Genomic DNA, 14,657 nt, shown 5'->3' with positions numbered 1-14,657 from the left:
CGTAACCTGTTTCAACCTGTGAATCGTCCAACTGTGCGAATAGCCGTACCGCAGCAAATCGAATTCGCCGATTTGCTCCCTCTGGTGCAATCTCAGCGCTGAGCCATACCCCCCGCCGGGTAAACCGCCTCCCATCCCCCACCCAACGCCTTGTACAACCCGACCATCGCCAGCGACACCCCGGTCGAACTCTCCACCCACTGCTCCTGAGTTGCCAGCAACGCGCCTTGCACGGTGAGCACGTTGACGAAATCGACCACGCCTTCGACGTATTGCTGTTGCGCGGTGCGCAGGGCGATCTGGTTCTGGCGTACGGCTTCGGCGAGGCTGTCGCGGCGGCGTTGGCTGGCGTTGTAGGCCGTCAACTGGTCGTCGATTTCATGCCAGGCGCGCAGCACGGTCTGCTGGTAGGCGATGGCCGCTTCCTGTTGCTGAGCTTCACGCAGTTGCAGCATGCCGCGCAGACGTCCGCCGTCGAACAGCGGCAGGCTCAATTGCGGGCCGATACCGAAAGCGCGCGAACCCCAGGAGCCGAAATCGCTCAGTTGCATTGCTTGCGAGCCGAGGTTGCCAGACAGGGTGATGCGCGGATAGAAATCGCCCTTGGCCACGCCGATGTTGGCGGTGGCGGCGTGCAGGCGCGCCTCGGCCTGACGGATGTCCGGACGGCGTTCGGCCAGTTGCGACGGCAGGCCGATGGCGACTTGCAACGGTGACTGCGGCACCGCACCGTCTGTGGATAACTCCTTGGCCAGCGCTTGGGGCGCTTCGCCCATCAACAGGCTGATCGCGTTGATCAGTTGCGACTGACGCTGCTCAAGGGCCGGCAGGCGCGATTCGATGGCCGCGACCTGCGCGGCGGCTTCGGCGACGTCGAGATCGGTCGCTACACCGTCGTTGAGGCGCAGTTGCGACAGCTTGAGGCTGTGCCGGGCGACGTCGAGGTTCTGCTCGGTGACCGCGCGGGTGTTCTGCACACCGCGGAGCTGGATGTAGTTCTGCGCGGTGTCGGCGAGGACCGCGAGCAGCACGCCGCGACGATCATTTTCGGCGACTTCGAGGTTGGCGTCGGCGGCTTCGGTTTCGCGGCGAACACGGCCCCAGAAATCCAGTTCCCAGGAGGCGGAGAAACCTGCGTCCCACAGGTTGAAGGCGGAATCCCCATTGTGCCCGGACGGGTCGCTCAAGCCTTTGCCGCTGTTGCGTTCGCGTGCATAACTGCCGGTGGCTGCCGTCGATGGATAACGATCAGCGGTGATCACCTGGCGCGCGGCACGGCTTTGTTGCAAACGGCTGCTGGCCAATTGCAGGTCGAGGTTGCTGCTCATCGCCCGCTGAGTGAGGGCCGAGAGTTGCGCATCATGGAACACTTCCCACCAGCGTTCGTTCAGCGGTTCGCTGACCACCCGACTAGCGGCGGCCTTCACGGGTTTGGCCCAGTCGGCGATCTGTGTGGCTTCGGGCTTGTGGAAGTCCGGGCCGACGGTGCAGGCGCTGAGGCCAAACAAGCTCACCACAACAAGTGACTGAAACAGACTTTTGTGGCGAGGGAGCTTGTCGAATCGTCGCACCGTCCCGCTCGAGTGCGTAGCACTCGCGATTTTTGCGGTCGCTTCGCAACCCAGCGGGAGCACGCTCCCTCGCCACAGGTTTTTATGCAGAATCATCGCTGAGTTACCTCACGCTCCGACGCCGCCGGACTGCGGGTATCGATGCTCGCCTCCACCGACATGCCCACACGCAATCGCTCGGCCAACGGCTGACCCGGTTCGAGCAGGATCTTCACCGGAATCCGCTGCACGACCTTGGTGAAATTACCGGTGGCGTTGTCCGGCTTCACAGCGGCGAAGGTCACGCCGGTCGCCGGGGCGATACTCTCGACGCGGCCGCTCAACGCTTCGCCGCCGAGACTGTCGACGCGTACCTGCACGTCTTGCCCCGCCTGCACGTCGGTGAGTTGGGTTTCCTGAAAGTTGGCGACCACATACGCCTGACGCAACGGCACCACCGCCAGCAGCTTGCTGCCCGGCGTGACATAAGCGCCGACACGCACTGCGCGCTCGCCGACCATGCCGTCCTGCGGCGCGGTGATGCGCGTGTAGGACAGCTCGAAACTGGCGATTTCCAGCGCCGCCTGCGCGTGCTTCAGATTGCCTTCGGCAGCATCGCGCTGCGCCGTGAGAATCTCCACCTGCTTGCGCTCGGCCGCCAGTTTCGCGCTGGCGGTATCGAGCCGAGCGCTCGCCTGATCGATGCGCGTGCGGGCCTGTTGCGCGTTCTGCACCGTGCCGGCGCCGACGCCAGCGAGGTGGTTGTAGCGATTGAGTTCCTGCTGGGCGAAGGCCATTTCCGCCTTGGCCGAGACCACCGAGGCCTGCGCCTGAGCGATCACCGAGGTCTGCCGTTCCAGCGTGGCACGGGCGTTTTGCAGCTGGGCACGGGCGACCAGGGTTTGCGCATCGGCCGCTTCAGCGGCGGCGCGCAAATCGCGATCATCGATCAACGCCAGCAATTGCCCGGCCTTGACTTGCTGGTTGTCTTCCACCAGCACTTCCTTGATGAACCCGGCCACGCGCGGCACCACCAAGGTGTAATCGGCGGAAACGAACGCATCGTTGGTGTTTTGCTGAGTACGCTTGCCGAACAGACCGGGCATCGCCAGGTACACCAGCACGCCGACCGCCAGTGCGGCGGCCACGGCCACCGCGAGTTTTTGCTTTGCTTGAGTCGTCATAAAAACCTTCTGTTTCAGTACAGCCATCAGGTCGGCGCGCGCGGCGGAAAGATCCGCGTCGGCAGCCAGAAAATCAGCAGGATCAGCGCCACTGCGACGCCAGCCATGCACACATAGAGATCAGAAGAAGTCAGCACCACCGCCTGTTCGTGCAGGCGATGGGCGAGGCCCGGATCGCTGCGATCGGCCAGCGGTGAATTGCCGAGGTTGTCGATCAACATGGTCGAGTGGAAATGCAGGCGCGCGGTGGTCAGCGCTTCGATGACGCCGGTGGCGATCACCGCCGCCAGGCCTTTCACCGTGTTGAACCAAGCGGAGGCGAACGGCCCGTCCTGCGGCTGGATGCTGCCGGTCGAGAGCATCAACAACGGCAGCACCGACATCGGCTGACCGAAAATCTGCAGCCATTGCAGGACGTAGAAATTGTCGCGAATCCACTCCGAGGTCAGCAGCGAGCCGCCCAGGCAGGACAGGGTCAACATGCTCAAACCGATGCCGAGCACCCAGCGGCAATCGACCCAGCGCAGGTTGCACAACGCCGCCACCAGCGGCAGTGCAATCAACTGCGGCAGCGCGGCGATCAGCATGATCGGCGCGGTCTGCACCGGGCGATAACCCTGCACCTGCGCCAGATAGCTCGACGGAATCAGCACCACCGCCTGCAATACCACCAGCACCCCGGCCAGGGTCATCAGGGCAAACGACAGGTTGCGGATGCCGAGCATCTGCAACTTGAAAAACGGAATCGGCTGCGACCATTCATTGATCAGAAACGCCACCAGCAGCAGCGAGCCGGCACCAAGCAATGCGCAGATCAGGTTCGATTCGAACCAGTCCAGCCGATTGCCCTGGAGCAAGCCGATCACCAGCATGCAGATCGCCGGAAAACCCAGCAGCAGGCCTTTCCAGTTGAATGTCTTTAGACGTTCCAGGCGCAGCGGATCCTGCGGAATGCCCCAGGCGACCATCGCCATGGCGATCAGGCACGGCACGATGATTTGCCAGAACGTCCATTGCCAACCGACGTATTCACTCCACAAACCCGCCAGTGGCGTGCCGAGCCCGGGGCCGAACGTCGCCGTCAACGCGTAACCGGCCAGGCCATAGAGTTTGAAATTGGCTGGCAGAAAGCGCAGGGCGACCGTCATCAGCATCGGCGGCAACGCACCGCCCGCCAGCCCTTGCAGGGTGCGCATCAGCAGCAGGCTTTCGTAATTCGGGGCGAACGGGCACAACACGCCGAGCAGGGTAAACAGGCTGATCGCGCAGAGGGTGAAACGGCGCAGCGAAAAGGTCACCGAGCACCACGGTGCAAACGCCATCGCCGCCACCGAAGTCGCGGCGTAGCAGGACACCAGCCAGGTGCCTTCGTCGTAACCGATGTTCAGCGCGCCACGAATGTCGGCCAGCGCAACTTTGGTCACCATTTCGTTGAGGCCCGAGACCAGCACCGCCAGCAGTACGCCAACCAGGCCGGTGATGATCCGCGCGCCGAACACCGGTGGCGTGGCCGCCGTCGCCGGACTGGCCGCAGCGAAGGGCGCCGGGACGGTCAGGGATGTCATGAATGCACACTCCGGAGGGAAAAATACCGGAGCATCTTAGTCGGGCTTAGTGCTGACGAAAATTGACTTATTGGCAGGTTATAAGTGCGTCAGACACAATTGTTTAAAGCAAAAGATCGCAGCCTTCGGCAGCTCCTACAGACTGCTTTCCCTTGTAGGAGCTGCCGAAGGCTGCGATCTTTTGACTTTCAGGGTTGCGCGGCCAGCCACGTCTCGTCGCAACACGCCTTGAGCGTTTCACGCAGCCAGCGGTGCGCCGGGTCTTTGTCGAAGCGCGGGTGCCAGGCCTGGGTCAGCATCAGGGTCGGCAACGGGATCGGCAGATTGAACGAGCGCAGCTTCAGGCCCAGTCGGCGCACGCTGAGCAACGCTTCCTTGGGCACGGGCAGGATCAGGTCGGAATCCGGCAAGGCGAACATCGCCGCGTGGAAGCTGGGCGCGATCACCGCCACCCGCCGCTCCAGGCCCAGGGCATTCAACGCGGTATCAATAGGGCCGCGAGCAATGCCACGGCGCGACATGCTGATGTGCGAGTAACCGGCATAGCGCTCGGCAGTGATTTCGCCGTCGAGCAGTGGATGATCCTCCCGTACCAGACCGACGAAATGCGTGGAGAACAGGTTCTGCACTTTGACTTCCGGGGTCACCGGACGGGTGTTACTGACACTCAGATCGATCCGCCCTTCGCGCAGCGCCTCATCGTCGCCATCGCCCTCGGGGACGAAGCGTAACTCGCAGTGCGGCGCCTGTTGGTCAAGGGTGTCGAACAGCTTGCCGCCGTACACGCCGATGAAAAAGTCATTGGCGCGGATGCTGAAGCGCCGGCGCAGGGTGCCGAGCTCCACGCTGTCGGCGGAGCGAAACAGCAGCGCCGCCTGCTCGACCACCTCGCGCACCTGCTCGCGCAATTCGAGGGCTTTGGGGGTCGGCACCAGGCCACGGCCAGCGCGCACCAGAATCGGATCGCCAATGGCTTCGCGAATGCGCGTCAGGGTGCGGCTCATGGCGGCAGGGCTGAGGTTCATCCGCCGCGCGGCGCCGACCACACTGCCTTCGTCGAGCAGGGCGTCGAGGGCGACCAGGAGGTTCATGTCCGGGAGTTGCATGCAGAGCACTCGTGGCTGATCTGGATTGATCCGGGTGCAATGCTAGCAAACATCCTTCAACTTCGCGGCGGCTGTAAGGACGCCATCGCTGGCAAGCCAGCTCCCACAGGATTTTCGGCGGTCACAGAATGAGTGAACGCCACAATCCCTGTGGGAGCTGGCTTGCCAGCGATGGGGCCAGCTCAGTCAATACACATCAGCGCTGCGTGCCCCAACGCTTCACCGTCACCCGCTCCAGCGTATCGAACACCAGATTCTCCACCAGCAATCCAATCAGGATCACCACCGCCAACCCGGCAAACACCTTGTCGGTGTACAGCTCATTGCGGTTCTGAAAGATGTACCAGCCCAAACCGCCCTTGCCACTGGTCGCACCGAACACCAGTTCGGCGGCGATCAGCGTGCGCCAGGCAAACGCCCAGCCGATTTTCAGCCCGGCGAGGATCGACGGCAGCGCTGCCGGGATCAGGATGAACAGCACAAAACGCATGCCCTTCAGCCCATAGTTACGCCCGGCCATGCGCAGGGTTTCCGAGACACCGAGAAAACCGGCGTAGGTGTTCAACGCCAGCGCCCACAGCACCGAATGCACCAGCACGAAAATCAGGCTGTTCTGCCCCAGCCCGAACCAGAGCAAGGCCAGCGGCAGCAAGGCAATCGCCGGCAGCGGGTTGAACATCGAGGTCAGGGTGCTCAGCAGATCCCGGCCAAACTGCGTCGACACCGCCAGTGTGGTCAGGGCGAACGCCAGCACAATGCCGATCAGGTAACCCTTGATCAGCACTACCAGCGATATCCACACCTTGCCCAGCAACTCACCACTGAGCAGACCGTCGTACAGCGCATGACTCGTCTGCAGAAAACTTGGCAGCAGCAGGTCGTTGTTCTGCACCCGGGCGATCACTTCCCAGAGAATCGCCAGCAGAATCAGGATCACACTCTTACGCAACCAGCCCTGTTGCCACAGGCGTTGGCCCAGCGGCAGTTCGCGCTCAAGCGGCACGTTGGTCAGTGGTTCAAGGACGGTTTCAAACTCTTGACGTACAGACGATGGTTGGCTCATCGGGCAATCCTCCAGAACGCTCAATAAGCGATACGAATGTCGTTGAAGTCATGGTCACGCTCGGTTTCCGGCGACTGGCCTTCATCGAACAGCAAACGGTGAATGCGCCGTGCCGACTCCTGAAACGCCACACCGCCGAGGCTTTGCAGATCGTATTGATGGCTGTGCACTTCGGCGCGTACCCGCCCCGGATGTGGCGACAGCAGCAGGATGCGATTGCCGACCACCAGCGCCTCTTCGATCGAGTGGGTGACGAACAGCAAGGTAAAGCGCACCTCTTCCCAGAGCAGCAACAATTCTTCCTGCATCTTGCGCCGGGTCAGTGCGTCCAGTGCGGCGAACGGCTCGTCCATCAAGAGGATTTTCGGCTGCATCGCCAGCGCCCGGGCAATCGCCACCCGCGCCTTCATGCCGCCGGACAAAGTGTGGGGATAGGCGTCGGCGAATGCTGCCAGACCGACTTTTTCCAGATAGTGCAGTGCACGTTCTTCAGCGTCTTTTTTGTTCAAGGTTCGCGAGGCGAGCAGCGGAAACATCACGTTCTGTTTGACGGTTTTCCACGGCGGCAGTTGATCGAACTCCTGGAACACCACGATCCGGTCCGGCCCCGGCCCCTCGACCCGCTGCCCTTGCAGGCGAATCTCACCTTCACTCGGTGCAATGAAACCAGCGGCCGCCTTGAGCAAAGTCGACTTGCCGCAGCCGGACGGGCCGAGCAGGACGAAGCGGTCTGCCGGATCGATTTCGAAGCTGACCTGATGGGTGGCGCGCACCACCCGTTGCGGGGTGCGGTATTCGAGGCTGACGTTATCCACCGCCAGCAGCGCTTGCGTACTGGCGATCGGGTTGCTGGCCGCGTGGCCTTGCAAAGGGGCGTTCATCTCGATCAGCTCCCCTGCAGCGGTTTGGCGTCCTGGAAGAAGTAGTCCTTCCACGATTCCGGTTTGTTCTTGATCGCGCCGACGCGGTAGAGGAATTCAGCCAGTGGATAGGTGTTTTTCGGCGTGACGCTGAATTCGAATTGCGGGTTGTCGATGATTTTCAGCAGCTCGGCGCGGTCGATCTTGGCCTTGGTCACGCGGATGTAGGTGTCCGCCGCCGCGCCCTTATCGTTCTGGGCAAATTGCGCGGCCTCGGTCAGCGCTTCGACGAAGGCTTTGTAGGTTTTCGGATTCTCGTTACGGAATTTCTCGGTGGCGAACAGCACGGTTGGCGAGTTCGGCCCGAGGATGTCGTAGGAGTTGAGCACCACGTGCACATTCGGGTTCTGCAGCGCCTGATCCTGGAACGGTGGGTTGGAGAAATGCCCGGTCAGCTCGGTGCCGCCGGCAATCAGCGCAGCGGTCGCATCCGGGTGCGGCACGGCGATGGTGTACTTGTCGAGGCGATTGAATTCCTTGTCACCCCACTGCTTGGCCGCCGCGTATTGGAGGAAGCGCGACTGCACCGACACGCCCACCGCCGGCACCGCAATGCGGTCCTTCTCGGTGAAATCGGCAATGGTTTTGACCTTGGGATTGTTGCTCACCAGGTAGTAAGGGAAATTGCCGAGCGAGGCCACGGCCTTGACGTTCTGCTTGCCGTGGGTGCGATCCCAGATGGTCAGCAACGGGCCGACCCCGGCGCCGGCAATGTCGATGGAACCGGACAACAGCGCATCGTTGACCGCCGCGCCGCCCGAGAGCTGCGTCCAGTCGACCTTGATGTCGAGGCCTTCCTGCTTGCCGTACTTCTCGATCAGGCCCTGATCGCGCACCACATTGAGCAATAAATAGACGATCCCGAACTGTTCGGCGATGCGGATTTCACCTTCGGCGTGGGCCACGGTTGGCGCCACCAGGCTGCCGGCAAGCAGGCTTAAACCCAGGCCGATGGCCGCCGCCAGCGGTGCAAATGGAAGACGTTTGGACATGATCGGATCTCCGGCAAATCAGAAAGGCGCGTCGCCCTGAATGGTCGTGCGATACAGCTTGCGGCGCAGGTGCGCAGGGCAGCCGGCGGCAAGGTGGATCAGCGAACGGTTGTCCCAGAACACCATGTCGTGGGGCTGCCACTGATGGCGGTAGATGTTTTGCGGCAGCACGCTGTGGGCGTAGAGCTCGGCCAGCAATTGTTGGCTCTCGTCCTCCGGCAGACCGACGATGCGGGTGGTGAAGCCTTCGCTGACGAACAACGCCTTGCGGCCGTTTTCTGGATGAGTGCGGACGATCGGGTGCACCACTTCGGCGACCTGCGCCAGTTGCTCCGGGGTCAGGGTCGGGCGCCAGTTGCCTTCGAATTTGGTCTCGCTGTAACGCGCGGTGTAGGAATGCGCGGCCGATCGGCCTTCCACGGCTTTGCGCAGCGCTTCGGGCAGGTTGTCCCAGGCTTTGTGCATGTCGGCAAACAGGGTGTCACCGCCCTCGGACGGTAATTCCTGGGCATGCAGCATCGAGCCAAGGCTCGGCAGCTCTTTATAGGAAAGGTCGGAGTGCCAGAACTTGCCGGCATCGCCGAGGCCGATGTTCTGGCCGTTCTCGACGATGTTGGAAACGATGAGGATTTCCGGGTGATTGGCCAGCAGGAACTGCTTGAGCACGTGGATCTGCAACACGCCGAAACGGCGGCTGAAATCGGTTTGCTGTTGCGGAGTGATGCGCTGATCGCGGAAGACCACGACGTGGTGATCCAGGTGCGCACGATGTATGCGCGCGAAGTCCTGATCGTTGACCGGCCGGGTCAGGTCCAGGCCGATGATCTCGGCACCGACGGCACCGCTGAACGGGCGAATTTCAAAGCTTTGCGGCGCGGCAGTCGCGGCGCTTGGGGTGGCAGTAGCTGCGGACATCTCTCAATCTCCCACGCACGGCGCGCTCACGGGCGCGCACGTCGATCAGACACTCACGCTGGATTGCGTGTCGGTTCAGGTCGTGCGGCGCGCCGATTGGTCGGCAGGTACGCAGGGGGATGACTTTAAAGCTATAAGAAAAGGAAATTAAATACCGTTAATGAATAACGATATGGCGGATGGTGAGGAATGGACTGGATGGTGAGTGACGATTTGTGTCACTTCTATGCGTAATGTGGCAACTTCACTGGCGCCTTCGCTGGCAAGCCAGCTCCCACAGTTTCCGATGTCGAGCACACAATCGTGTTCCAACCGGAAACTCTGTGGGAGCTGGCTTGCCAGCGATGAGGCCCTGATGACCGCTAGAGAATCAACGCTCGTGCAACGCCTCGGCCCGCGCCCGGATGATCGGCTTGAGCAGGTAACTCAGCACCGATTTCTTGCCGGTGATGATATCCACCGACGCCACCATCCCCGGGATGATCAGCAACGGCTTGTCATCGGTGCCCAGGTGGCTGCGCTCGGTGCGTACCTTGATGATGTAGTAGGTGGTTTTCTTGTCTTCGTCGGTGATGGTGTCGGCACCGATCTGCTCCAGCTTGGCTTTGAGCCCGCCGTAAATGGTGTAGTCGTACGCGGTGAATTTGACGATCGCTTCCTGCCCCGGGTGCAGGAAGGCAATGTCCTGCGGACGGATCTTGGCTTCGACCAGCAAGGTGTCATCCAGCGGCACGATCTCCACCATGTCGCTACCCGGCTGGATCACGCCGCCGATGGTGTTGACCAGCAACTTGTTGACGATGCCGCGTACCGGCGAGGTGACCAGCGTCCGGCTGACCCGATCTTCCAGCGCCTTGCCGGTGGCCTGGGCCTTGTTCAGGTCGGTGCGGGCTTCGTTAAGCTGGGTCAGCGCCTCGCTGCGGAATTTGCCGCGAGTCTCGTCGATCTTGCGCTGGACTTCCTTGATTGCAGATTCAGCGCGCGGGATTGCCAGCGTGGTGGCGTCGAGCTGACCACGGGTTTCCACCTCGGCACGCTTGAGCCGCAGCACTTCTACCGGCGATACCGCGCCCTGCGCCACCAGCGGCTCGGACATGTTGATTTCCTGGCGTTGCAGGCCCAGCTGCTGACGGTATTGCGCTTGCTTGGAGCTGAATTCACGCAGCTCTTGCTGACGCTGGATCAACTGCTCCTGCAAACCGCCGATCTCGTCATGCAATTGCTGACGACGACTGATGTACAACGATTCTTCGCTTTTTGCCTGACCCGGCACGGCTTTGAGCACGTCTTCCGGGAAATTCAGTGGACGGTCATCGACCTCGGCGCTCAGGCGTTCGACGCGCAACAGCATCGACAGTCGATCGGCCTCGGTCTCACCGACGTTGGAAGCAAATCGCGTGTCGTCCAAGCGAATCAGCGGTGCGCCGGCCTCGACGATCTGACCTTCCTTGACGAACATTTCCGAGACGATCCCGCCCTCAAGGTTCTGGATTTTCTGGATCTTCGACGACGGAATCGCCTTGCCGTCGCCCTTGGTCACTTCGTCGATCACGGCGAAGTTGGCCCACAGCAGCAGGAACAGGAAGAAGCCGATGATTGCCCAGATGGTCAGGCGCACGACGCGCGGGGCGTCCTCGATCAGCGCCTTGTTGACCTCCGGCAGCGGCTGGCCCTGCAGCGAGGCAGAGCCCTTGAAGTAGCGACGGATCGACTCTTTGACACCCGACTTAAGCAACACTGATCTGCCCCTTCTTCAACGCTTCCATCACGGCGGCTTTCGGGCCATCGGCGAGAATCTGTCCACGGTCGACCACCAGCAGGCGGTCGACCAGCGACAGCAGCGAGGCCCGGTGCGTCACCAGCACCACGGTCTTGTTTTCAACCACGGCGGCCAGACGTTGCTTGAGGCGTTCTTCGCCGGTGTTGTCCATGGCGCTGGTCGGTTCGTCGAGCAGCAGGATCGGCGGATTGAGCAGCAGCGCCCGCGCCAGTGCAACGTTCTGTCGTTGGCCACCGGACAGGTTCTGTCCACGCTCGCCGACTTGCAGTTCATAACCTTGCGGGTGAAGGCGAGCGAATTCGTGGACGCCGGCCAGTTCGGCAGCTTGCAGTACCAGCTCGTCTTCGACATAGCGCGCGCCGGAGACCAGATTGTCACGCAGGGTACCGGCCAGCAGCTGGATGTCCTGCGGCACGTAGCCGATGTTGTAGCGCAGCTCGCTGACGTCGATCTGGCGGATATCCACACCGTCCACCAGCAACGCGCCGTCGTCCGGCTGATACAGGCCCACCAGCAGTTTCGCCAGCGAACTCTTGCCCGAACCACTGCGACCGATGATGCCGATCTTCTCGCCGGGACGGATCACCAGGTTGATGTTCTTCAGCGCCGGGTTCTGCTGTTCCGGGTAGGTGAAGTTCAACTGACGGCACTCGATCGCGCCTTGCAACACCTTGCGGCTCAGCGGGCGCTCTTCGAAATTGCGCTCCTGCGGCAGCTCCATCATCTGGTCAACCGAAGTCATGGTCACCCGCGCCTGCTGGTAGCGGGTCAGCAGACCGGACAGCGACGCCAGCGGACTCAGCGCACGGCCGCTGAGCATGTAGCAGGCAATCAGACCGCCCATGCTCAGGTTGCCGGCGATGATCTGGTACACGCCGAAGACGATCATGATCACCCCGGCCAATTGCTGGATCAGCAAGGTGATGTTCATCGCCAGACCGGAGAGCATTTTCACTCGCAGCTCGAGGCGGCTGAGGGTGCCGATGGTCTGTTCCCACTGGTACTGGCGTTCGCTTTCGGCGTTGTTGACCTTGACCGCATCGAGGCCGGCGAGGGTTTCGATCAGGCTCGACTGCCGCTCGGCGCCGAGGGCCATGGTGCGTTCCATGGTCGCTACCAGCGGCTTCTGCAACGCGTAGCCGATCAACAGCGCAATCGGGAACGCCAGCACCGGAATCCACACCAGATGCCCGCCGAGAATCGCGATGACGATGAAGATCAGAATGGTGAACGGCAGGTCGATCAGGCTGGTCAGGGTCAACGAGGCGAGGAAGTCGCGCAGGCTCTGAAACTCATGGATGTTCTGCGCGAAGCTGCCGACCCGCGCCGGGCGGTACTTCATGGCCATGCCGACGATGCGCTCGAACAGCGTCGCGGAGATGATCAGGTCGGTTTTCTTGCCGGCCAGATCCAGGCACAGGCTGCGCAGGCTTTTGAGGATCAGGTCGAAGATATAGGCACCGGTGATGCCCAGCGCCAGCACCCACAGGGTCGCCTCGGCCTGGTTCGGCACCACGCGGTCGTAGACGTTCATCACGAACAGCGGCGCGGCCATGGCGATGATGTTGATCAGGAAACTCGCGGCGATCGCATCGGCATACAGCCAGCGCGAACGCTTGAGGGTATCGCGGAACCACGAGCGAGCGCGCGGGATCAGCGTGCCGTGGTTGACGTCGAATTTGTGCTGCGGCTGAGCGAAGAACACTTTGCCGGTGTAGTCGTCGGCCAACAGTTCGCGGCTGACCACCGATTCGCCGCCATCGCTTTCGCTGAGCAGCACCCGGGCTTCGTTGTCACCTTGCCAGCCGAGCAGAACAGCACTGCGGCCATCCTTGAGCAGCAACAGCGCCGGCATGGCAATCGCCGGAATCTCTTCCAGCTTGCGTTGCAGCACCCGGCCCTGCAGCCCGGCGCGAGCCGCTGCGCGGGGCAGCAACTCGACACTCAGGCGCTGCTTGGGCAGCGGCAGGCCAGTGGTCAACATCGCGGCACTGGCCGGCTTCTGGTGCAACATGCATAGAGCGAGCAGACCATCCAGTAACGGATCGTCGTGCATCGCGCGCGGATCATGAATGAGTTGAACTCGACTGACTTCTGATTCCACGCTCGGCACTCTTGGCTAACAATTGAACAATGAAGGTTCTGCTCAATTCATACCCGGCAGTTGGACCTTCGGCTTCACATCGTTCTGCACGACGGATGCCAACGGTGCGACCACTCCCTGGCTCTTGAGCAACTCGCCCATGGTCGCCTTGATTCGATACTGAGTAAATAACTGAATGTTCTTGATTTCGGCCAAACGGCGCGAAGCGGTGAACAACTCGTTTTCGCTGTCGAGCAAATCGAGCAGGGTGCGCTCGCCGAGGCTGAACTGACGCTGGTAGGCGGTACGCACCGCGGTGCTGTGATCAACGTACTGCTGAGCGATCGGCACCTGCGCATTGGCATTGTTCAGGGCGTTCCAGGCCAGACCCAGTTCTTCGTTCAACTGACGCAGGGCGTTGTTGCGGATGTCCAGCGCCTGGTTCGACAGGTACGACTTGGATTCCAGATCGGCCTTGTTGCTGCCACCGGAGTACAGGTTGAAGCGCATGCGCAGCATGGCCTGCCATTCGTTGTTGTGGCCGTTCTGACCGTCGAGATCGTTGTCGGCAGTGCGACCCAGCTCGGCGTCGAAACGTGGGTAAAAGGTCGACTTGGCGGTTTCGTACTGCTTTTCGGCAGCGGCGATATCGGACTCGGCCGAGCGCAGGATCGGGCTGTTTTCCAGCATCTGCGTACGGGCTTCATTGAGGTTGGCCGGCATCATCGCCATGAACGGCGCCGGGCGCTCCAACTGGTCAGGCATCTGGCCGACGGCACTGAGGAAGTTGGTCTCGGAGTCGGCGAGGTTGGTCTGTTCGGTGATCAGGTTGTTGCGGGCCTGAGCCATCCGCGCTTCAGCCTGATCAAGGTCAGCGCCGCTACCAACGCCACGCTGGGTGCGTAGCTGGATCTGATCGTAAATGCGTTGGTGACTCTTGAGGTTCTCTTCGGCCAGACGCACGAATTCGCGGCGGGTCAGCACGTCCAGGTACACCTGGGCGACGGTCAGCGCGGTGCGCTCGGAAGTGCCGAGCAGCGAGTAGGCGCGCGAGTTGACGGTGGCTTGTTGACGCCCGACTTCGCTCGACGTCGCAAAACCGTCAAAAACCATTTGCGAGAGACGTAAACTTGACTCGCTGCGGTTCAACGTTTCCCAGTGGTTGCCACCACCATTGGCGCGGGTGGTCACGCTGTCAGTGCCCTCACGACCATAACCGCCCAGCAGATCGACCTTGGGCAGGTATCCCCCTTTGGCTGCCTTTAACTGATAATCCGCGGCCAAACGACTGTTGACCCCCGCCTGGATTTCCGGATGGACATCCAGTGCCTGCTGCATGGCTTCTGGTAAGGATTGTGCTTGGACAAAAGAGGCGGCGAGGGCGAACGGTAGAGCCTTGAACAGGTGCAAACGCATGGTAAAGATTTCCCAGGACTTCTTGTCTTGAATCACAGCAAAACGTGCTGCTGCGTCGGATGATTGGCAACCGGAATGACCGT

At 61.7% G+C, this 14,657-nt stretch carries 11 protein-coding genes; all 11 read right to left on the bottom strand.

The window, feature by feature from the left end; translation table 11 throughout:
- Positions 1-92 precede the first annotated feature (92 nt).
- The 11 genes from ACU680_RS10760 to ACU680_RS10710 all read right to left on the bottom strand — a co-directional run bounded on the left by ACU680_RS10760 (position 93) and on the right by ACU680_RS10710 (position 14,574).
- Positions 93-1,667, bottom strand: coding sequence for an efflux transporter outer membrane subunit (locus ACU680_RS10760; RefSeq protein ID WP_367082354.1), 1,575 nt, complete (start codon positions 1,665-1,667; stop codon positions 93-95).
- The gene (locus ACU680_RS10755) at positions 1,664-2,734 is read right to left on the bottom strand and encodes an HlyD family secretion protein (RefSeq protein ID WP_367082352.1); all 1,071 of its coding nucleotides are present in this window, start codon (positions 2,732-2,734) and stop codon (positions 1,664-1,666) included. Before ACU680_RS10755 ends, ACU680_RS10760 begins: the two co-directional genes overlap by 4 nt.
- Before the next feature lie 26 nt (positions 2,735-2,760).
- Complete coding sequence (locus ACU680_RS10750) at positions 2,761-4,299, bottom strand: MFS transporter (protein WP_448179435.1); 1,539 nt, start codon at positions 4,297-4,299, stop codon at positions 2,761-2,763.
- Between the two features lie 188 nt (positions 4,300-4,487).
- Positions 4,488-5,405, bottom strand: coding sequence for a LysR family transcriptional regulator (locus tag ACU680_RS10745; protein WP_108591604.1), 918 nt, complete (start codon positions 5,403-5,405; stop codon positions 4,488-4,490).
- A gap of 196 nt (positions 5,406-5,601) precedes the next feature.
- Entirely contained in the window at positions 5,602-6,468 is an 867-nt protein-coding gene (locus ACU680_RS10740; RefSeq protein ID WP_448179434.1) for an ABC transporter permease, read from the bottom strand.
- Between the two features lie 20 nt (positions 6,469-6,488).
- Positions 6,489-7,349 carry an ABC transporter ATP-binding protein gene (locus ACU680_RS10735; protein WP_448179433.1) on the bottom strand — a complete coding sequence of 287 codons (861 nt, stop codon included), beginning with the start codon at positions 7,347-7,349 and terminating at the stop codon, positions 6,489-6,491.
- Between the two features lie 5 nt (positions 7,350-7,354).
- On the bottom strand, positions 7,355-8,380 hold the full coding sequence (locus ACU680_RS10730) for an ABC transporter substrate-binding protein (RefSeq protein ID WP_448179432.1): 1,026 nt from the start codon (positions 8,378-8,380) through the stop codon (positions 7,355-7,357).
- Positions 8,381-8,398: 18 nt separating this feature from the next.
- Positions 8,399-9,295, bottom strand: coding sequence for a TauD/TfdA dioxygenase family protein (locus ACU680_RS10725; RefSeq protein WP_448179431.1), 897 nt, complete (start codon positions 9,293-9,295; stop codon positions 8,399-8,401).
- A gap of 370 nt (positions 9,296-9,665) precedes the next feature.
- Complete coding sequence (locus tag ACU680_RS10720; protein WP_007961500.1) at positions 9,666-11,033, bottom strand: HlyD family type I secretion periplasmic adaptor subunit; 1,368 nt, start codon at positions 11,031-11,033, stop codon at positions 9,666-9,668.
- Positions 11,023-13,179, bottom strand: coding sequence for a type I secretion system permease/ATPase (locus ACU680_RS10715; RefSeq protein WP_027611114.1), 2,157 nt, complete (start codon positions 13,177-13,179; stop codon positions 11,023-11,025). The genes ACU680_RS10720 and ACU680_RS10715 overlap by 11 nt, the downstream gene beginning before the upstream one ends.
- A gap of 42 nt (positions 13,180-13,221) precedes the next feature.
- Positions 13,222-14,574 (bottom strand): TolC family outer membrane protein, encoded by a 1,353-nt coding sequence (locus ACU680_RS10710; protein ID WP_007961502.1) that lies wholly within the window; start codon positions 14,572-14,574, stop codon positions 13,222-13,224.
- Positions 14,575-14,657 lie beyond the last annotated feature (83 nt).

This window comes from Pseudomonas sp. LF020 (genome assembly GCF_053456425.1).
This window is presented reverse-complemented; position numbering and strand designations above follow the sequence as displayed.

Bases quoted from the DNA above. Each gene is read 5' to 3' on its own strand.
- ACU680_RS10745 (WP_108591604.1), bottom strand. From the start codon at position 5,405: ATGCAACTCCCGGACATGAACCTCCTGGTCGCCCTCGACGCCCTGCTC.
- ACU680_RS10735 (WP_448179433.1), bottom strand. From the start codon at position 7,349: ATGAACGCCCCTTTGCAAGGCCACGCGGCCAGCAACCCGATCGCCAGT.
- ACU680_RS10725 (WP_448179431.1), bottom strand. From the start codon at position 9,295: ATGTCCGCAGCTACTGCCACCCCAAGCGCCGCGACTGCCGCGCCGCAA.
- ACU680_RS10740 (WP_448179434.1), bottom strand. From the start codon at position 6,468: ATGAGCCAACCATCGTCTGTACGTCAAGAGTTTGAAACCGTCCTTGAA.
- ACU680_RS10760 (WP_367082354.1), bottom strand. From the start codon at position 1,667: ATGATTCTGCATAAAAACCTGTGGCGAGGGAGCGTGCTCCCGCTGGGT.
- ACU680_RS10750 (WP_448179435.1), bottom strand. From the start codon at position 4,299: ATGACATCCCTGACCGTCCCGGCGCCCTTCGCTGCGGCCAGTCCGGCG.
- ACU680_RS10710 (WP_007961502.1), bottom strand. From the start codon at position 14,574: ATGCGTTTGCACCTGTTCAAGGCTCTACCGTTCGCCCTCGCCGCCTCT.
- ACU680_RS10755 (WP_367082352.1), bottom strand. From the start codon at position 2,734: ATGACGACTCAAGCAAAGCAAAAACTCGCGGTGGCCGTGGCCGCCGCA.
- ACU680_RS10730 (WP_448179432.1), bottom strand. From the start codon at position 8,380: ATGTCCAAACGTCTTCCATTTGCACCGCTGGCGGCGGCCATCGGCCTG.